General features: G+C 72.6%; 15 protein-coding genes and 1 pseudogene. 11 read left to right on the top strand and 5 right to left on the bottom strand.

Features of this window, described 5'->3' with window-relative positions:
- Positions 1 to 53: 53 nt before the first annotated feature.
- Together Vau01_RS43035 and Vau01_RS43030 are read right to left on the bottom strand one after the other, a co-directional pair.
- Positions 54 to 1,511, bottom strand: a complete 1,458-nt coding sequence (locus Vau01_RS43035) for a non-reducing end alpha-L-arabinofuranosidase family hydrolase (protein ID WP_204005856.1) — start codon at positions 1,509 to 1,511, stop codon at positions 54 to 56.
- 163 nt (positions 1,512 to 1,674) lie between these two features.
- Complete coding sequence (locus Vau01_RS43030; RefSeq protein WP_239152306.1) at positions 1,675 to 3,126, bottom strand: AbfB domain-containing protein; 1,452 nt, start codon at positions 3,124 to 3,126, stop codon at positions 1,675 to 1,677.
- Between the two features lie 163 nt (positions 3,127 to 3,289).
- On the opposite strand from Vau01_RS43030, the gene rox reads away from it, so the two are divergent.
- From rox to Vau01_RS43015, 3 genes are all read left to right on the top strand, one after another.
- Complete coding sequence (gene rox, locus Vau01_RS43025; protein WP_204005852.1) at positions 3,290 to 4,729, top strand: rifampin monooxygenase; 1,440 nt, start codon at positions 3,290 to 3,292, stop codon at positions 4,727 to 4,729.
- On the top strand, positions 4,726 to 5,157 hold the full coding sequence (locus tag Vau01_RS43020; RefSeq protein ID WP_204005850.1) for a hypothetical protein: 432 nt from the start codon (positions 4,726 to 4,728) through the stop codon (positions 5,155 to 5,157). The genes rox and Vau01_RS43020 overlap by 4 nt, the downstream gene beginning before the upstream one ends.
- Positions 5,158 to 5,239: 82 nt before the next feature.
- Entirely contained in the window at positions 5,240 to 5,854 is a 615-nt protein-coding gene (locus tag Vau01_RS43015; RefSeq protein ID WP_204005848.1) for a class I SAM-dependent methyltransferase, read from the top strand.
- A 6-nt stretch (positions 5,855 to 5,860) separates the two neighbouring features.
- On the opposite strand, the gene Vau01_RS43010 is transcribed toward Vau01_RS43015, so the two are convergent.
- Positions 5,861 to 6,373, bottom strand: coding sequence for a tetratricopeptide repeat protein (locus tag Vau01_RS43010; RefSeq protein WP_204005846.1), 513 nt, complete (start codon positions 6,371 to 6,373; stop codon positions 5,861 to 5,863).
- 62 nt (positions 6,374 to 6,435) lie between these two features.
- Between Vau01_RS43010 and rnhA the strand changes: the two are divergent.
- The 4 genes and pseudogenes from rnhA to Vau01_RS42990 all read left to right on the top strand — a co-directional run.
- Positions 6,436 to 6,894 (top strand): annotated as a pseudogene (gene rnhA / locus Vau01_RS63890) (ribonuclease HI); the annotation flags it as partial.
- Between the two features lie 320 nt (positions 6,895 to 7,214).
- Entirely contained in the window at positions 7,215 to 8,051 is an 837-nt protein-coding gene (locus tag Vau01_RS43000) for an alpha/beta fold hydrolase (RefSeq protein WP_204005842.1), read from the top strand.
- Between the two features lie 66 nt (positions 8,052 to 8,117).
- Complete coding sequence (locus Vau01_RS42995; protein WP_204005840.1) at positions 8,118 to 8,684, top strand: dihydrofolate reductase family protein; 567 nt, start codon at positions 8,118 to 8,120, stop codon at positions 8,682 to 8,684.
- A 275-nt stretch (positions 8,685 to 8,959) separates the two neighbouring features.
- On the top strand, positions 8,960 to 10,606 hold the full coding sequence (locus tag Vau01_RS42990) for a LamG domain-containing protein (RefSeq protein WP_204005838.1): 1,647 nt from the start codon (positions 8,960 to 8,962) through the stop codon (positions 10,604 to 10,606).
- Here the strand turns inward: Vau01_RS42990 and Vau01_RS42985 are convergent.
- Positions 10,552 to 11,583, bottom strand: coding sequence for a GlxA family transcriptional regulator (locus Vau01_RS42985; RefSeq protein ID WP_204005837.1), 1,032 nt, complete (start codon positions 11,581 to 11,583; stop codon positions 10,552 to 10,554). The two genes, Vau01_RS42990 and Vau01_RS42985, sit on opposite strands and share 55 nt — an antisense overlap.
- An 86-nt stretch (positions 11,584 to 11,669) precedes the next feature.
- On the opposite strand from Vau01_RS42985, the gene Vau01_RS42980 reads away from it, so the two are divergent.
- The 3 genes from Vau01_RS42980 to Vau01_RS42970 all read left to right on the top strand — a co-directional run bounded on the left by Vau01_RS42980 (position 11,670) and on the right by Vau01_RS42970 (position 16,362).
- Complete coding sequence (locus Vau01_RS42980; RefSeq protein WP_204005835.1) at positions 11,670 to 12,887, top strand: MFS transporter; 1,218 nt, start codon at positions 11,670 to 11,672, stop codon at positions 12,885 to 12,887.
- A 45-nt stretch (positions 12,888 to 12,932) separates the two neighbouring features.
- A complete protein-coding gene (locus tag Vau01_RS42975; protein WP_204005833.1) occupies positions 12,933 to 16,070 on the top strand; it encodes an AfsR/SARP family transcriptional regulator in 3,138 nt (1,045 codons plus the stop codon).
- A gap of 82 nt (positions 16,071 to 16,152) precedes the next feature.
- The gene (locus Vau01_RS42970) at positions 16,153 to 16,362 is read left to right on the top strand and encodes a hypothetical protein (protein WP_204005831.1); all 210 of its coding nucleotides are present in this window, start codon (positions 16,153 to 16,155) and stop codon (positions 16,360 to 16,362) included.
- Here Vau01_RS42970 and Vau01_RS42965 read toward each other — a convergent pair.
- Positions 16,302 to 17,324, bottom strand: coding sequence for an MFS transporter (locus Vau01_RS42965; protein WP_239152305.1), 1,023 nt, complete (start codon positions 17,322 to 17,324; stop codon positions 16,302 to 16,304). The two genes, Vau01_RS42970 and Vau01_RS42965, sit on opposite strands and share 61 nt — an antisense overlap.
- 72 nt (positions 17,325 to 17,396) lie before the next feature.
- Between Vau01_RS42965 and Vau01_RS42960 the strand changes: the two genes are divergently transcribed.
- Complete coding sequence (locus tag Vau01_RS42960) at positions 17,397 to 18,269, top strand: LysR substrate-binding domain-containing protein (RefSeq protein ID WP_204005827.1); 873 nt, start codon at positions 17,397 to 17,399, stop codon at positions 18,267 to 18,269.

Raw genomic sequence — 18,269 nt, 5'->3', positions numbered from 1 at the left:
GCGGCGGGCCCGGACGTACACCGGGCCCGCCGCGCGGGTCACATCTCTGGGAGTCAGCGGTTCAGCGTGAGCACCCCGGGGCGGTAGGGCAGGAGGCCGTAGTCGCCGCCGGAGCTGGGGGAGCGGCCCTGGTAGAGCAGTTGGAGGTTGCAGGGGTCGATGGTCTTGGTCTGGTCGGGGTTGGCGCGGACGAGGTCGCCGTGGCTGATGTCGTTGGTCCAGGTGGCGCCGCTGTTGGCCTTGCCGGCGAACGGATTGCTTTCGCTGGCGGCCTGCGGGGTCCAGGAACCGCTCAGGGTGCTGGCGGTGAACGACCGGAAGTAGCGTCCGTTCGCGCCGATCGCCTCGACGAGCATGAGGTACTGGTTCTGGCCCTGGACCTTGTAGACCTCGACGCCCTCGAACAGGTTGTTCGTCGAGTCGCTCATGATGATCGTCGACGAGGAGCCGAAGCTGCCGGGGAAGTTGCCGATGGGCATGCTGGCGCGGTAGATCTTTCCGTTGTCGCCGGCGAAGAACAGGTACATGTTGGTGCCGTCACCGATCAGGGTCTGGTCGATGGGGCCGGTGCCGGAGCCGGAGATGCTTCCGGAGAACAGCGTCTGCGGCGACGACCACGAGTTGACGTTGGTGGGGTCGCTCGACGTCCGGTAGGAGAACGCGGGCCCGCCCCACTGGTAGGCGAGCACCCAGATGTTGCGGGGGGCGAAGTAGAGGAGCGTCGGCGCGACGGCGGAGAAGGGCATCTGGTTCTGGCTGGCCGAGGCCATGTCGCTCCAGTTGGTGAACGAGCCGAAGTTCATCGAACCCCATGCCGTTCCGGTGTCGTGCGTCGTCGCGTAGACGAGGTGCCGGCCGTTGTGGACGACGTTGGTGAAGTCCTTGAGGGAGACCCACCCCGACCTCGGGTTGGCGAGCGAGCCCGTCGACGTCCAGCGGTACGTCGACGGAAGGGTGCACCCGCCACCGCCGCCGGTGCCGACCGGGACGAGTTGCCACTGCTGGTTCGCGCCGCCCCAATCGCTGTACTGGACGACGTTGGCACCGTCCGATGTGGACGCTCCCTGCACCTCGACGGCCTTGTTGCTGTTGCGGTTGATGAAGCGCACATAGCCGTCGGAGGAGTCGGCCAACCGGAACTGCTGGTTGGTCCCGTTTCCGTCGGCCCACTGCACGATCGATCCGCCGTCGGCGGTGGAGAAGTTGTAGACGTCGAGCACCTTGCCGGAGTGGCGGGACTTGATCCGGTAGTAGCCGCCGCCGGAGTCGACGAACTGCCACTGTTGCTGGTTGCCGTTGTTGCGGGTCCACTGGGTGATGCGGGCGCCGTCGTTGGTGGCCAGGTTGTAGACGTCCAATGCCTTGCCGCTGTTGCGGTTGACGAGCACGTACCAGGCATTGGTGTCGACGGTGGCCGCCGCGGCCGGTGCGGCGACCGTCGCCGTCGCGCCGGCGGCGACGAGCGCGAGGACGGTCAGCCGCAACAGGATTCGTGGGGGTGCGCGGTGCATGGCGGGCTTGCCTTTCGTGTGGGGGTGGTTAGGGCGCGGTCGCCTGTTGTTAGCGTTAACAGACTGTCGCATCGACCGGCGGCTATCAATAGAAAGTCGAGACGCGTCGAATGGCCGGCGATAACACTTATCGGCGCCGGAATTTCTGTTATCTGCGGGGAGATCAGTCGGCCAACGGCGCGCGGACGAAGAACGCGCTGTCGGCGTCGAACGCGGCGCTGCCGTCGGACCTGTCCACCCACACCGCGTCGCCGACGTGTCGCAGGAACCAGCCCGGGTAGTTCTGCGACTCCCACGCGGTCGAGCCGGACACGGCGCCCGGTCGCGGGCAGAACGTGGCATCGCCACGGAAGAGCGCGGTTCCCTCGTCCGGCTGGATCCGCGCCCGCCAGGACGAGTGCCGGAGGTAGCGACCGTCGTCGGACCGGAACGACACGCATCCGACCCCGGCGAGCCCGGGAACGGCGTCGAAGGTCGCTCCGATCCTGGCCGCCCGGGAACTGCCGGCGCCGACCGGCGTCAGCGTCCCGGAATCACCGGAGTACGCCACGAAGCGCCCGGGCGCGTTGGCCGACTCCAGCGACATCCGGCCGGCCGGCACGGCCGGAGCCTGGACGGCCGGCGGCCGGGTGCCGGCCGCGACCGCCGCCGGTCGCTGCGCGGAGGGGACGGCCACCGCGGCCGCTGTGACGGCCGTCAGCCCACCGGCGATGAGGACCGCCAGAACCGGATGGGTGACGGCGGCGTGCATGACCTGGACCAGTAGTCCGGCCTTCGCTCCTGCGGCCGCTGTGCCCGCCGTTGTGCCCGCCGCTGTGCCCGCCGCGACGTGGTGGGACAGCGCGACGGCGATCGAGACCGGGACCGGCACCAGCGCCAGCCCGAGCAGCAGGCTCTCGGCCGGAATCAGGCCGTCGCCGTGGTGGCCACAGGCGGCGCAGGACCGCAGATGTCGCGCGATCCGCTTGCGCCACAGGGGATCCGGTCGGCCGTGCCAGCCGGCCAGCGCGGCGGTGAGGCCCGCACAGCGCGGGCTCGCGTCGATCGCGGCGACGACCGACCGGCTCAGCTCGAACTGCGCCCGCATCCGCTGGACGCGAACGGCCGCGTGGGCGGCGCTCAGCCCGGTGGCGTCGACGAGTTCGGCACGGGTGAGATGTCCGGCCGCCTCCAGCCACCACAGCGACAGCAGGATCCGGTTGTCGGGGTCGAGCCATCGACCGGCCCGGGCCGCCTGCCGCCGTTGCCCGGAGAGGCCGAGGCGGACGACCGTCAACGTCTCGAAGTCGGCGCCGGGGTCGGGCTCGCCGGCCGCGGCGTCGAGGGGCGCGGTGCGGGCGGCGGCCGTGCGCTCCGCCAGCAGGTGGGTGCTGACCCGGCGGACGGCGATCGTGGTCAGCCACGCGCGGAAGCGTTCCGGCGCGCGGAGCGTCGGCAGGTCGCGGAGCGCGCGCAGCATCGTCTCCTGAACCACGTCGTCGACACCGGGCCGACCGCTCAGCGCCCGGCCGACCACGTTGTACACCAACGGCAGGTGGGACGTGATGAGCTCGTCGACCGCGCGCCGGTCACCGGCCTGCGCCGCGACGACCAGCTCCGCCTCGGTGTGTTCCACAGCTCGCGCCTGACGGGTTCCGAGAACAGGAAAGGCTCTACACAAACAGAGGCAAGGAGCTGAACTCCTTGCCACTATTAACATATACCGCACCCCCGGTCTTGCGGCAAGGCCCCGGTCGTGGCGCAGAATCGTCGGCCGGACGCGAGGATCGGGGGAAGGCATGTTCGATGTGATCATCGCCGGCGGTGGGCCGACGGGCATGATGCTGGCGGGCGAACTGCGGCTGCGGGGCGTCGGTGTGCTCGTGCTGGAGAAGGAGGCCGAGCCGCCGCCGTTCGTGCGGTCGCTCGGGCTGCACGTGCGCAGCATCGAGGTGATGGACCAGCGGGGGCTGTTGGAGCGGTTCCTCGAGAACGGCACGCGGCACCCGATCCGGGGATACTTCGCGGGCATCGACAAGCCCGCTCCCGCCGGGTTGGACACCGCACACGGATACGTGCTCGGAATTCCGCAGACGCTCACCGACCGGCTGCTCGCCGAGTACGCGGCCGAGGCCGGGGCCGAGATCCGGCGCGGGTGCGCGGTGGACGGGCTGGAACAGGACGACGACGGGGTGACCGTCCACAGTGGAGATGAAACGCTGCGGGCGCGGTTCGTCGTCGGCTGCGACGGTGGCCGCAGCACGGTCCGGAAGCTGCTCGGGGTCGGGTTTCCCGGCGAGCCGTCACGGGTCGACACGTTGCTGGGCGAGATGGAGGTGACGGCGTCCCCGGAGCACATCACCGAGGTGATGACCGAGGTGCGTCAGACCGAGAAGCGGTTCGGACTCGGGCCGTCGGGCACGCCGGGGGTGTTCCGGGTGGTGGTGCCGGCCGAGGACGTCGTCGAGGACCGTTCGGTGCGGCCGACGATCGAGGAGTTCCGGCGACAGCTGCGCGCGTACGCCGGCACCGACTTCGGCGTGCACTCCCCGCGCTGGCTGTCGCGCTTCGGCGACGCGACCCGCCTGGCCGAGCGTTACCGCGTCGGGCGGGTGTTCCTGGCCGGGGACGCCGCGCACGTCCACCCGCCGATGGGTGGGCAGGGGCTCAATCTCGGGATCCAGGACTCGTTCAACCTGGGCTGGAAGCTGGCGGCGGCCGTCGGCGGCCGGGCGCCGGACGACCTGTTGGACAGCTACGAGTCCGAGCGGCATCCGGTGGCCGCCGATGTGCTGACCAACACCCGCGCACAGATGCTGCTGACGACCAACGAGCCCGGGCCGCAGGCGGTCCGGCGGTTGCTGGCGCAGCTGATGGACTTCGACGACGTCAACCGGTTCCTGATCGAGCGGATCACCGCGATCAACATCCGGTACGACCTCGGTGCGGGCCACGCCCTGGTGGGGCGGCGGCTGCGCGACGTCCGCCTGACGGACGGCCGCCTGTTCGAGCTGATGCGCACCGGCAACGGGCTGCTGCTCGACCGGACGGGGCGCCTGTCGGTCGACGGCTGGGCCGACCGGGTCGACCGCGTCGCCGACACCGGCGACGAGCCGGACGTGCCGGCGGTCCTGCTCCGCCCGGACGGGCACGTTGCGTGGGTCGGCGATGATCAGGCGACGCTCGAGGTCGCGCTGGCCCGGTGGTTCGGCGCCGAAACGGAGGACCGGACCGCATGACGCTGACGCCCGTCGAGCAGAACGAACTGCTCGAGAAGATCACCATCACGCTGATCGAGGCGGCACCGCCGGACTGGCAGCGGCTGATCTTCGACTTCATGGTCATGGGGCGACAGGCCAGCGCCGGCCTCGGTGTGGCGTTGGACAACGGGGTCCGCCAGCAGGTGCCCGCCCCGCGTGACGTGTCGCAACCGTTGGCGCGACTGCGCCGGGGGATGTACGTCGACGGGTTGGGCACGTGGTACTCGATGGATCTGGTGATCGACCGGCCCAGCATCTTCCACGCGCGGTTCAACCACGACACCGAGCCGCCGTTCCGGACGCCGCCGGCGCCCGAGCAGTACCTCCTGGACCAGGAACGCTATCCGCGCACACCCGGGAACATGCCGGACTGGTTCCGGAGCCGGTACGCGGCCGCACAGGGGTGATGGCGGCGCTTGACGATCGCCGTGCCGGAGTCTATATCTAGAGCTCATCACTAGAGTTAGACTCTAGCAACGGGAGGATCAGATGGCGACCGACACCGAACGACGGCAGGAGCAGGCCGTCCACCGCATGCTCGAGGAGTACTACCGGGCCGGCAAACCGCCCTGGGACACCGACGTGACCCCGCCCGAGCTCGTCGCCCTGGTCGACGGCCGGGAGCCCGGCCGCGCTCTCGAACTCGGCTGCGGTACGGGCACCAACGCCATCTACCTCGCCCGCCTGGGCTGGGACGTGGTCGCCGTCGATCTCGTCGACCGCGCGGTCGAACAGGCCCGGGCCAAGGCCGCCGCGGCGGGGGTGACCGCTCGGTTCCTGTGCGCCGACGCCACCCGGCTCGACGAAGGCGAAGACGAAGACGGCGTCGACGTACCCGGCCGGTACGACCTGTTCTTCGACCTGAGCTGCTTCTGCGCGATCCCCGCACACCGGCGCGACGCGTACGTCGCCGGGCTCACCCACCGCGCCGCCACCGACGCGCACCTGCTGATGTTCGGCTACGGCCCCGAGGCGTTCGACGACCCGATCTCCGGCGTCACCGCCGACGAACTGCGAACGAGGTTCACCGGCTGGGACCTCGTCGACGTCACGCCGGGCACGAACCCCGTGCCCACGTTCTGGTTCACGCTGCGCCGGACCTGACGCGTCCTACTCGGGGCGGCCGTCGGCCAGCCACTGGGCGAGGCCGCGCAGGCCGACCGCCCACCGCCCGAGGTCAGTGACCTCCGCGTGCCCGGTGACGACCGTGAGCAGCTCGGCCACCGCCTCGTCCGACCGCTTCGCGTCGTTCAGGGTGAGGGCGCGGAAGACGCGCACGGAGTCGGAGTCGGGGAACTCCCGGCGGGCCCGGTCGAGCACCACCAGCGACGCGTCCAGCTCGCCCAGCCACCGCAGGGTGCTGGCGTACTGGCACAGGCACCGGCGGAGGGCGTCGCCGCCGAGGCCGAGTGCGAGCGCCCGCTCGTAGTAGCCGCGGGCGGTCTGTTCCTGGCCGGCGGTGTCGTAGGCGCCGCCCACCTCGTACACGAGGACGGGGTGGTCGGGGTGTTCGTCGAGCAGCGCCCGGAAGTAGGCGATCGTCGGCGCCATGTTCGCCCGGTCGCGCTGGTCGTAGCCGCGCTGGATCGCCTCGGCCAGTTCGGGCGTCACGTCGGTGGTCACGGCTCCCCCATGCGGTTGAAGATCAACTTAGCCTCCTGCACCGGTCACGGTAGGTTATCGGGGTGGCGGGATCGGGGACGGCGCGGGTACAGATCTGGACCGACGGGGCGTGCAGCCCCAACCCGGGGCCCGGCGGTTGGGGCGCGCTGCTGCGCTACGGCGAGGTCGAGAAGGAACTGTGCGGCGGCGAGGCCACGTCCACGACGAACAACCGGATGGAACTCACCGCCCCGATCCGGGCGCTGGCCACGCTCACCCGTCCGGCCGTCGTCGACCTGCACACCGACAGCACGTACGTCCGCAACGGCATCATGTCGTGGGTGGCGGGCTGGAAGCGCAACGGTTGGCGGACGAAGGAGGGCCAGCCGGTCAAGAACGAGGACCTGTGGCGGGAACTCGACGCCGCGGTCGCCCGTCACCAGGAGGTCGTCTGGCACTGGGTGAAGGGTCATGCCGGCCACGTGGAGAACGAACGCGCCGACCGGCTCGCCGCTCGGGGCCAGCGGGAGGCCCTGGAGGCCGCCGGCGTCCCGGTGCCGCCGCTGCCGGAGCCGCGCCGCCGAGCCGCACCGGCGTCTGCGTCGGCATCGGCATCGGCACGGGTGCCGGCATCGCCGGCGACGGCGACCGGTGCCGGGCCGGTGTGCCGGGCCAGGACGAAGGCCGGCCGGCCCTGCCCGATCAGCGCCCGACCGTCCGGCTTCTGCCACGTCCACGACCCCGCCGTGCTCTGCGGCGCGCCGACCAAACGCGGGACACCGTGCGGCGTCGCCACCGGCGGCGGCCGGTGCCGGACCCACGAACACGTGACGACCACCGTCGACGCTCTCGACCTCTGACGATGAATACCCGCTTCGCCGTCAACGGTGGCGTTCGGCTCGCGTACGACGATCCGGGCCCGGGCACCGGGGACCCGCTGCTCATGATCATGGGGACCGGGGCGTCGCGGTTCTGGTGGCCCCAGGGTCTGCTCCAGTGCCTGCGGGAACACGGGTTCCGGCCGGCCGTCTTCGATCTGCGGGACGCCGGTGAATCCACCCATCCGCACGCGGCGTACGGGGCCGAGGATCTCGTCGACGACGCGGCGGCCGTGCTCGACGCGCTCGGCTGGCCGGCTGCCCACGTGTTCGGATTGTCGCTCGGCGGAGTCGTCGCGCAACGGCTCGCGCTGCGGCATCCCGACCGCGTGCTGACCGTCACCTCGTTCGCTTCCGGTCCGAGCGACGCCGGCGTGTGGACCGTCTTCCTGCGCTACCTGCGGTGGGGCCGGCAGCTACGAATGCTGCGGATCCTGCGCGGCGCCCACGACGACGATCTGAGCCTCGGGCTGGCGGTCCTGCGGGCGACCTCGAGCGCCGAGCACCCCGCCGAGGAGTCGGTGGCGCGGGACGCGACCGACCGCGAACGGGCCCACGGAATCAGCGGCTTCCGCGACCTGGCCGCCCAACGCCGGCAGAGCGGTGCCCGGTGGCACGGGCCGCCGCTGCGCGAGTTGCGCAAGCCGGTTCTCGTCATGTGCGGCGACGCCGATCCGGTGATGCGGCCGCGTGCCTCCCGCGACACGGCGGCGGCCATCTCCGGCGCGCGCCTGGTGATCCTGCCCGGCGTCGGGCACAGCCTGCCGAGTGCGATCTGGCCCACCGTCGCCCGCGAGCTGCGGGCTCTCGCCCACCCCTGACGTCGACCTTTCGCCGTCAAAAGAAACTGTTCGGACGTGCGCACGGCGTCACCGAAGCTCTTCTGCATGAGAAAACTGATCGCCCAGCAGTGGGTCACCGTTGACAACATCGCCGCGGAAGAGGACGGCGGGCTCGGCTTCGTGTCCGCGGAGCCCTTCTCCGACGACACCAACTCCCCGTTCAAGACGAGCGTGATGGCGCTGATCGACTCGGTCGACACGATGATTCTCGGCGCGAACACCTACGCCATGTCCAAGGACTACTGGCCGCACGCCAAGGAACAGGGCGAGTACGGCGAGAAGCTCAACAACCTGACCAAGTTCGTCGCCTCGTCGACGCTGGACGACGCCCCCTGGGGCGACTTCCCCGCCGCCACCGTGACGCGCGACCCGGCCGCCACCATCCGGAAGCTGAAGGCGCAGAACGGCAAGGACCTCTGGCTGTGGGGAAGCCTGACACTCATGCGGTCGCTGCTGGACGCCGGGCTCGTCGACGAGGTCCGGATGATGGTCTGCCCGGTGTCACGCGGCACGGGGACCCGCGTCTTCGCGGACCGGCGGGACCTGAAGGTGATCGAGGCCACCGCGTTCGACAACGGCATCGTGCTGCTGCGCTACGAAATCACGAAGTAGACATCCAGCGGCTCCCGCTCGCCAGAACCTGGGAGACAAAGTGCGGCCAGAACCGACCGTTGTCTCCCCGAATGCGTCGCGCATCAGCGGGGAAGTTTGCCCACGCCCCGGCGACGGGTTGCGCGACGACGGGGCCCACCTGTACTGCTGGGTCGGCGTCTGATCCTGCCGTGGTTTTCACCGTCATCGATGGACGGTAGCGTGTCCCCGATCACGGTGCGCGGCGCCGTCCACTGAGGACGGTGCCGCGTCCGCACGACGGGGGAAGGACACGGATGTCACGCACGAGGGTAGGACGCTGGTTGGCGGTCGCGGCCGTGGCGGCGGGAGCCGCCACGGTGGCAACGCCGGTGACAACGCCGGCGGCAGCGGCGGCCGCGCCGCAACTGGTGGCCGCGTACGGGTTCGACGACGGTGCCGGGACCACGGCGGTCGATGCCAGCGGGAACGGGTTGACCGGCACGGTCGCCGGTGCGACCTGGACGGGCGCGGGCGCGTTCGGCGGCGCCCTGTCGTTCGACGGCGCGGGCAGCCGCGTGGTGGTGCCCGGCGACAGCCGGTTCGACCTGGCCGCCGGGTTCACGCTCGCGGCCTGGGTACGCCCGGAGAGCCTCGACGGGTGGCGCACCGTCCTGCTCCGCGAGCGGGGCGACGGGCTGGCCTACGGCCTCTACGCGAGCAGCGACCGGTACGGCCCGGACGTCGCGGTGAACACCGGTGACACCGACACCAACCTGCCGGGCGACGACCCGCTGCCGGTCGGTGCCTGGTCGCACCTGGCGGCCACCTACGACCCGGCCGTCGGCCTGGTGGTCTACGTCAACGGGACGGCGGTGGCCGAGTCGCCCCGGTCCGGCGCGGTGAACCTCGACGGCGTGGGCGACCTGAGCATCGGCGGCAACACGGTCTGGGGCGAGTACTTCGACGGTCTCATCGACGAGGTGCGGATCTGGAACGGTCCGCTGACGCCCGCCGAGGTGAAGGCGAACGTCGAGGTCTCGGTGGCCGCGGCCCCGGGCTTCCGCCCGCAGGTCAGCCAGCCGCCGCGGGGCAGCCGCGTCGGTGGCACGGTGTATCTCCAGGCGACCAGGGGCTATCAGACGCCCACAGCGGTGCAGTTCCTGCTCGACGGCGCACCCCTCGGCGCGCCGGTGACCTGGCGCCTCGGTCAGGGATACGTCATGGACTGGCAGGCGAACACGGCCGCACCGGGCTGGCACGTGCTGGCCGCCCGCGCGTTCTACGGCGACGGCACCAGCCTGGACTCCGGGCCGTACTCGGTGGAGGTCGCGGCGCCGCGGCCGGGGCTGCTCGGCGCGTGGGGCTTCAACGAGCCGATCGGGCGAGCATACGACTACTCCGGCAACGGCAACCACCTGGCGCTCAACGATGCCATGCAGACGCCGGGCGAGGTCCGGACCGGCCTCACGAAGCACGGCGAGGTGGGCTCGGCGACGGTGGCCGACAAGCCGGTGCTGTCACCCGGTGGCGCGCTCACGGTGTCGGCGTGGGTCAGGCCGAACGCCAACCTCGACGGCACCCAGCCGCTGGTCGTCAAGCGCGTCTGGACGGGCCCGATCGAGTACGGGCTGTTCGCGACCACGGACAGTGCCGGGCTCACCGGTGTCATCACCACCGACGCCGGCACCTTCACCGTCACCGGCGGTGATCTGACGATCGGGGACGCGGCACACGTCTCGCTCACCTACGACGGCGCCGCGCTCCGGCTGTTCGTCAAATACACCGAGGTCGGCTCGGTGCCGGCCCACGGGACGGTCATCGACGGCACCGGTGCGCTGTCGATGCTCTCGGCGCCGGGCGACGGGAAGGTCGACCTGTACCTCGGGGTGATCGACTCGGTCCGCGTCTACAACCGGGCGCTCACCGCCGAGGAGCTGGCGGGCGACAACACACCGGCCTGACCATGCGGCGCCCCCGCCGGCGACGTCGGCGGGGGCGCCCAGCGGAACGTGCGCCGGTAGGCGGCCGGGGTGGTGTCCAGCGCGTTGCGGAACCGGCGACGCAGGTTCACCGCCGACGACAACCCGACCCGCGTGGCGATCGTCTCGACCGGCAGGTCGGTCGCCTCCAGCAGCGCGCAGGTCCAGGCGATCCGGCGGTCGAGCAGCCACCGGCCGGGGGAGATGCCGAGCTGTTCGAGGAAGTGGCGGTTGAGGGTGCGGGCCGACATGCCCGACCGGGTCGCCAGGTCCTGGAGGGTCAGCGGCTTGTCGAGGTTGGCGACGACCCAGTCGAGCAGCGGGGCCAGCGAGTCGGGCACCGGGCCGAGCGTCGCGGGCGCGGGCCCCTGGCGCTGGCAGCCCTCGCGGTGCGGCGCGGTCGAGAGCTGACGACCGATGCGCATCGCCACGGCCGCGCCATGCTCGCGGCGGACCTGGTTGAGGCACAGGTCGACGACGGTGGCCGAGGCGCCCGCGGTCGCCACGTCGCCGTGGTCGATGTAGAGCACGGCGCCGTCGGCGTTGACGCGCGGGTACCGCCGGGCCAGGTCGTCGACGCCCTCCCAGTGCACGGCGGCCCGGCGGCCGTCGAGCAGGCCCAGCGCCGCCGGCACGTAGATGCCGCTGCAGATGCCGACGATCCGCGCGCCGCGGGCGTGTGCGGCGAGCACGGCGCCGGCGAGCTCGGCCGACAGGTCCGGGCCGGGGCACCAGCCCGCGATGAGGACGGTGTCGGCGTCGTCGAGCGCGGCCAGTCCGTCGGGGACCACGATGTCGACGCCCATCGTGGTGCGCACGGGGCCGGGCCGCTCGGTGCACAGCCGGAAGTCGTAGTGCTGCGGGATGTCCGGGCCGTGGTCGCCGAAGACGGCTGAGGCGCACGTCACCGGGTACATCTCCTGCGTCGGACCGACCAGCGCGACGACTCGATGGATCATGGCACGAATGTACCCAAGGATGTCGCGCGCGGCGCCTCCGCACCGGGGCCGGCCGCAGCAGAATCGGTGATCATGGAGTTCGTCGCATGACCGCCGTCCTTGACCGCGCACCGGCGGCAACGCTGTGGACCAGGGACTTCACGCTCTACTTCGGGGCCCGGGTCGTGTCGCTGCTCGGCGACGCGATGATGCCGGTCGCGGCCGCGCTCGCCGTCGGCGCCCTCTACGGGGTGTCCGGTGTCGGGTACGTTCTTGCCGTCTGGACCGCGCCGTTCGTGCTGTTCATCGTCTTCGGCGGCGTCTTCGCCGACCGCATCGGCGCCCGCGCCATGATGGTCGGCGCCGACGTCGTCCGCACCGTCACCCAGGGCGTGCTCGCCGTGGCCTTCCTCACCGGCGCACCGCCGCTCTGGCTCCTGCTGGTGACCTCTGTGCTGGCGGGCAGCGCGGCCGCCATGTTCCAGCCCGGGGTCAACGGCATGGTCCCGCTCGTCGCGACGGATCCGCAGCGGGCCAACGGCACGCTCAAGATCGCCGACGCGGTGACGCAGCTCGGCGGGCCGGTGCTCGCCGGGCTGCTGATGGCGGCCACCGGCGCGGGCACGGTGTACGCCGTCGACGCCGCCACGTTCCTGGTCAGCGGCGTGTGCCTGGCACTGATCCGGCACCTGCCCGCGTCCGTCGGAAAGAGCACCTCGACGGTGCTCCGCGACCTGCGGTGCGGCTGGTGGGAGTTCCGCACCCGCACCTGGATGTGGTCGGTGATCCTGATCTGGGTCTGCTTCGGACTGTTCGTCTTCGGGCCCTACATCCCGCTCGCCTCCCAGCTCGTCGGCGGCCGGCTGGGCGCGACCGCGTACGGCTGGACGATGGCGGGCCTCGGCACCGGGACCGTGGTCGGCGGGCTCGTCGCGATCCGGTTCCGCCCGTCCCGTCCGCTGGCCGCCGGTGCCGTGGCGTTGACCGGTTTCGCCGCCATCCCGCTGTCGGTCGCGCTGGAACCGGCGCTGCCCGTCCTGGTCCTCGGGCACGTGGTCGGCGGCGCGGCCTGGGCGTTCTGGTCGGTGATGTGGTCGACCAGCGTGCAGACCCTGGTGCCCCCGGCGGTGCTCAACCGCGTCACCGCGTACGAGGTGGCCGGCTCGGTCTCCGGAATGGCGCTGGGCCAGGCCCTCGTCGGCCCGGTATCCACCGTCGTCGCGCCCCGTGACCTGCTCGTCGTCGCCACGGTCGTCGCGCTCGGCGTGGTCGCGGCCCTGCTCCTCGTCCGTCCGATCCGGGACCTCCGCCGCGTCGGACCCTGACAAGCCGGTCGACGGTGCTGGACCGCTGCTGTCAAGCTCGTATCGATGGGGGTGCGGGAGACGGTGCGGTGGCGGATCCTCGGTCCGCTCGCGGTCCGCGACGCCGCCGGCGAGCCGGTGACCCTGCGGGCCACCAAGCTGCGCCTGCTGCTGGGCGTCCTCCTGCTGCATCCCGGCACGCCGATGCCGACGTCGCTGCTGATCGACTGCCTGTGGGACGGTCGGGCGCCGCGGTCGGCCCGGGCGAACCTCCATTCGTACGTCGGCGCGCTGCGCCGGCTCGCCACCGGTGACCGGCTCGTCCGGACCCCGGACGGGTACCAGCTGCGGGTCGAGCCGGGCGAACTCGACGCCGAGGTGTTCGAGCGGCTCGTCGCCGAGGGCCGGCGCGCGCTGGACGCCGACGACCTCGACACGGCCACCGGCCGGCTCGGCGCGGCCCTGGCCCTGTGGCGGGGCGACATCCTGGCCGGCATGGAGCTGCCGGCGCCGCTGCGGCCGCTGGTGACCCGCCTGCACGAGGTGCGCCTGAGCACCACGGAGGACCGCATCGACGCGCTGCTGCGCGGCGACGGCCACGCCGACGTGGTGGCCGAACTGATCCACCACGTCGAGGCGCATCCGCTGCGCGAGCGGTTCCAGGCCCAGCTGATGCTGGCGCTGCACCGCGGCGGACGCACCTCGGAGGCGCTGGCCACGTTCCGGCGGTTCCGCCTGCGGCTCGTCGACGAGCTCGGGGTCGAGCCGGATCCCGAGCTCCAGCGGCTGCACCGGCGCATCCTGGCCGCGGACCCGACCCTGCGCGTCCACCGGGAGCCGGCGCCGGGCCGCCCGACGACCGAACCCGGACCGGTGCCCCGGACCCTGCCGCCGGACGTCGCGGACCTCGTGGGTCGCGACGACCTGCTGCGCGAGCTCGACAACCTGCTGCCGGACACCGGGCGCCCGCCCCTGGTGGTGCTGGTCGGCATCGCCGGCGCCGGCAAGACCGCATTGGCCGTGCACTGGGCCCACCGGGTCGCCAAACGGTTCCCCGACGGGCTGGTGCACGTCAACCTGCTCGGCTGGTCGTCCGGCACGCCGCTCACGCCGCTGGCCGCGCTGACCCGGTGCCTCTGGGCGTTCGGCGTGCCGGCCCGGCAGATTCCGGTGGACGCCGACGGGGCGACGGCGCGGTACCGCACGCTTCTCGCCGAGCGGCGGGTGCTGCTCGTCCTCGACAACGCGCGCAGCGCCGAACAGGTCCGGCCGCTGCTGCCCACGGGCGGCGACTGCATGACCGTGGTGACGAGCCGCGACCGGCTCACCGGGCTCGTGGCGGTCGACCACGCCCACCAGGTGACCGTCCCGCCGCTGGCCCACGACGACGCGGTCACGCTGCTGCGCGGGGTCCTCGGAAAGAGCGCCGACACCGGTCTGCTGGCCGACCTGGCCGACGCCTGCGGGCGCCTGCCGCTGGCCCTGCGCATCGCCGCCGCCAAGTGCGCGGAGCGGCCGCACGACGAGCTGCCCGCCTACGTCGCGGCGGTCACCGCCGGCGGCCGCCTCGGCGAGCTCGACGTCGACGACGATCCGCAGGCGTCGGTGCGGGCGGCGTTCGGGCTGTCGTACCGGCACCTGGCCCGCCCGCACCGCGTCCTGTTCCGCCGGCTCGGCCTGGTGCCCGGCTACGACGTCACCGCGGAGCTGGCCGAGGCGCTGGTCGACGACGGAGACGTCACTTCGGCGCTGGAGACCCTCACCGCCGCGCACATGGTGGAGCGGCACGGCGACCGGTACAGCCTGCACGACCTGCTCCGCGCCTACGCCGGTGACGAGGCGCGCCGCGTTGACCCGGAGCCGGTGCGCGCGGCGGCCACCGGCCGGCTCTGCCGGGCCTACCGGGCCGGCGTCGAGGGCGCCGCCCGGCTGCTCTACGCGCACATGCTGCGCCTGCCGCCGGAGCCGGACGCGCCGGAGCCGCGCCGGTTCGCCGACGCCGACGAGGCGCGAGCGTGGCTCGACGCGGAACTGGCCAACCTCGTCGCATTGGTACAGCACGTGGGGCTCCGGCCCGACGCCTGGCTGCTCGCCGACGGCCTGCGCGGGTACTTCTGGCTCCGCCGTCCGATGGCGGACTGGCTCGCCACGACGTCGGCCGGCCTGGCCGCGGCGACGGCCGACGGTGACCCCCGCGCGCTCGCCGCCATGCACCTCAGCCTGGGGCAGGCCGAGCGCAGCCTCGGGCATCCGGACCGCGCCGACCATCACCTCGCGCGCGCCCTCGACGCCAGCGAGCGGGCCGGTTGGCCCGAGATGCAGGCGTCGGTGCTGGGGCATCTGGCGGTGACGCACGCGGAGCGCGGCGAGATCCAACCGGCGCTCCGCCTGATGCAGCAGGTGCTGGACCTGAACCGGGGTCTCGGCCGGTGGGCCAGCGTGGCGGTGACGCTGGGCAACATCGGAGCGCTGCGGTACCTGAGCGGGGACCTGCACCGGGCCCGGATCGACACCGCCGAGGCCCTGCGGCTCTACGGGGAGACCGGCAACGCCGCCGGCGTCGCGTTGACCACGGCGAACCTCGGCATCACCACGACGTATCTCGGCGACCACGACGTGGCACGGCGGCTGCTGACCGAGGGGATCAGGCGCTGCGAGCAGGTCGGTGACCCGGTCGGCCGCGCGATGAGCCACTACGGCATGGCGAGGCTGCACGGCGACACCGGCGATCCGGCCGGCGCCGTGCCGCACGCCGCGACCGCCGCCGAGCTGGCCCGGGACGCCAGCGACCCCAACCTGCACGCGATCTGCACGATGGAGCTCGCCCTGGCCAGCCGGGCCGCCGGCGGCGCGCCCGACGTGGTCGAGCGGTGCGTGGCCGCCCGCGACGGGGCGCGCGCCGCCGGCGCCACGTACGCGGAGGGGTGGGCGCTCGTCGGGCTCGCCCGCGCGTACCGGGTGACGGGGCGCGCCGACCTCGCGCTGGCCACCGCGCACGAGGCCGCCGTGCTCGTCGAGCGCGCCGGGTACCGGCTGCTGGCCGGCGAGGCGCAGCGCGTCATGGCCGAGGCCCATCTCGACAACGGTGACCTCCCCGCGGCCGCGACCACCGCGCGGGCCGCTCTCGATCGCCTGTCCGCCAGCGGGTACCGGGCGGGGGCCCGGCACGCCCGCGAACTGCTGGCCCGGACCGGCGCGATATAGCGGCGTTATAGGGACGCTGTGGCGCGGCTTTCTAGGGTTCAAGCGCCAATCGGGGGATCCCCGGTGGAACGGAGGAGTTCGCATGCGGAAACTGCTCGACAACACCGCCGACCGGGTGCTGGGCCTGTTCGTACCGAAGGCCCGCGCCGGAGCCTGCGCCTGCTTCCCGGGTGACGGCTACTACCAGTACCGGTGCTACCAGGGCCAGCTCAACCAGCGCCGCTGGTGCAACTACAACTGTCTGTGCAGCGGCGTCAACTGCGGCGGTTGGGTGACCATCGGCGACTGCTGACCGGCGCACGTGGACGGGGGTGGTGCGCCGTCGGACGGCGGCGCACCACCACATCGGGAGAGGAGCAGCGCCGCGCCCACGAGCGTCACCACCACACCCAGCGCGGTGACCCCGCACCCGATCGCGACCACGGACCGGCGACCGATCCGGTCCGCGAACCGACCCGCGACCGCCGAGCTGACCGATCCGGCCGGATACACCAGGAACACCAGGCCCACCGCCGCGAGGCTCAACCCGAACGGCGCCGCGGTGAGGCGGTACGCCAGCGTGTTGAACACCGCGACGAACGCACCCATCGCGCAGCAACCGATGCCGTACAACGCGAGCAGCGCCGGGTCGGTCGCGGCCGGCCGCACCAGGGCGGCAAGATGCCGCGGCCGCGCGGGCGCCGCGGTGAAGTTGCGGGATGCGGGCAGCGTCAATTGGACGGCGAGAGCGCACCCGATCCCCACCGCTCCCGCCGCGGCGAGTCCCCACCGCCAGCCGGCGACGTCGGCGACCCCGGCGGTGACGAGGCGCCCGATCATCCCGCCCAGCGCGGTGCCGCCCACGTAGAGCCCGGCCGCGCGCGCGTGGAAGCCGCGGGGCATCTCCTCGCGCAGGTACGCGGTCGCCACGGCCGGCACCCCGGCCAGCGTGACGCCCTCGACCAGCCGCAGCGCGAGCAGGGTCCGCCAGTCGGGGGCGACCGCGCACGCGAGCGCGACCAGACCCGACAGCGTCATCGACGCGCGGATGAGCCGGATGCGGCCGTACGTCTCGGACAGCGGACCGGCGACCAGCAGTGCCACGCCGAGACCGATCGTGGCGAGCGACACCGCCAGCGTGCTCCCGGCGGGCGTCACACCGAACTCGGCACCGAACGCCGGCAGCACCGCCTGCGCGCTGTACAGCAGGGCGAAGGTGGCGACGCCGGCGGCGAACAACGCGACCAGGATCCGGCGTTCTCTCGTGGTGCTCACTCCGCGCACTCTGCGCCGGATTCCTGCCATGCGTCCAATGAATGGTTTTCATCCGTCCGATACGTTTGACGTATGCAGGTCGAGGATCTCCGGCGGCTGATCGCACTCGCCGGCCACGAACGCGTCACCGATGCGGCCGCTGTGTTGCGGCTCACGCAGCCGACGCTGTCCCGGTTGCTGGCCCGGGTGGAGCACGAGCTCGGCGGGCGGCTGTTCGAGCGCGACGCCCGCGGCGTCCATCTGAACCCGAACGGCGCGCTCGCCCTCGCCGCCGCGCGCGACATCGTCGACCGCTACGACCGGCTGCGCCGCGACCTGGCCGACGTGCTCGACCCCGACTCGGGCACGGTGCGGTTGGCGTTCCTCAACTCGATGGCCACCTCCCTGGTGCCGCGGCTGCTCCGCGAGTTCCGGGTGGCCAGCCCGCACGTCCGCGTCACGCTGCGCCAGGCGCCCACCCACGACCTGCTCCGCCTGCTGGCCGACGGCACCGCCGAACACGCCGTCCTGTGGCCCCGCCCGACCGGCCCGCACGGCTGGATCCCGTTGCAGCGCCAGCGGTTGGTGCTCGCCGTGGCGCCCGGACACCGGCTCGAACGCCGCAAACGCGTCCGCATGGCCGAACTCGCCGACGACGACCTGGTGACCGTCCCGACCGGCTTCGGGTTCCGCACACTCGTCGACGATCTCTACGCCGCCGACGGCCTGGTCCCCCGGGTGTCGTTCGAGAGCGAGGACCTCGCCACCGTCGAGGGGCTGGCCGGCGCCGGCCTCGGTGTCGCGATCCTGCCCGACCAGCAGGCCGGCACGTCGACGGTCGCGGTGCCCCTGGCCAGCGCCGCCGCCCAACGGGTGGTCGGCCTCACCTGGCGCTCCGACCGCGACCTCGCCCCACCGGCCGCCCGGTTCCTCGACCACGTGCGAGCCGCCGGCCCGTACGGCTAG

Origin of the sequence: Virgisporangium aurantiacum, from assembly GCF_016863635.1 — a bacterium.
GTDB classification, from domain to species: Bacteria; Actinomycetota; Actinomycetes; order Mycobacteriales; family Micromonosporaceae; genus Virgisporangium; species Virgisporangium aurantiacum.
This window is presented reverse-complemented; position numbering and strand designations above follow the sequence as displayed.

What these genes read in the sequence shown, in the direction of transcription:
- Vau01_RS42995 (WP_204005840.1), top strand. Translation starts at nt 8,118, where the DNA reads ATGAGAAAACTGATCGCCCAGCAGTGGGTCACCGTTGACAACATCGCC.
- Vau01_RS42960 (WP_204005827.1), top strand. Translation starts at nt 17,397, where the DNA reads ATGCAGGTCGAGGATCTCCGGCGGCTGATCGCACTCGCCGGCCACGAA.
- Vau01_RS43020 (WP_204005850.1), top strand. Translation starts at nt 4,726, where the DNA reads ATGACGCTGACGCCCGTCGAGCAGAACGAACTGCTCGAGAAGATCACC.
- Vau01_RS43015 (WP_204005848.1), top strand. Translation starts at nt 5,240, where the DNA reads ATGGCGACCGACACCGAACGACGGCAGGAGCAGGCCGTCCACCGCATG.
- rox (WP_204005852.1), top strand. Translation starts at nt 3,290, where the DNA reads ATGTTCGATGTGATCATCGCCGGCGGTGGGCCGACGGGCATGATGCTG.
- Vau01_RS42970 (WP_204005831.1), top strand. Translation starts at nt 16,153, where the DNA reads ATGCGGAAACTGCTCGACAACACCGCCGACCGGGTGCTGGGCCTGTTC.
- Vau01_RS43000 (WP_204005842.1), top strand. Translation starts at nt 7,215, where the DNA reads ATGAATACCCGCTTCGCCGTCAACGGTGGCGTTCGGCTCGCGTACGAC.
- Vau01_RS43035 (WP_204005856.1), bottom strand. Translation starts at nt 1,511, where the DNA reads ATGCACCGCGCACCCCCACGAATCCTGTTGCGGCTGACCGTCCTCGCG.
- Vau01_RS42985 (WP_204005837.1), bottom strand. Translation starts at nt 11,583, where the DNA reads ATGATCCATCGAGTCGTCGCGCTGGTCGGTCCGACGCAGGAGATGTAC.
- Vau01_RS42975 (WP_204005833.1), top strand. Translation starts at nt 12,933, where the DNA reads ATGGGGGTGCGGGAGACGGTGCGGTGGCGGATCCTCGGTCCGCTCGCG.
- Vau01_RS42990 (WP_204005838.1), top strand. Translation starts at nt 8,960, where the DNA reads ATGTCACGCACGAGGGTAGGACGCTGGTTGGCGGTCGCGGCCGTGGCG.
- Vau01_RS42980 (WP_204005835.1), top strand. Translation starts at nt 11,670, where the DNA reads ATGACCGCCGTCCTTGACCGCGCACCGGCGGCAACGCTGTGGACCAGG.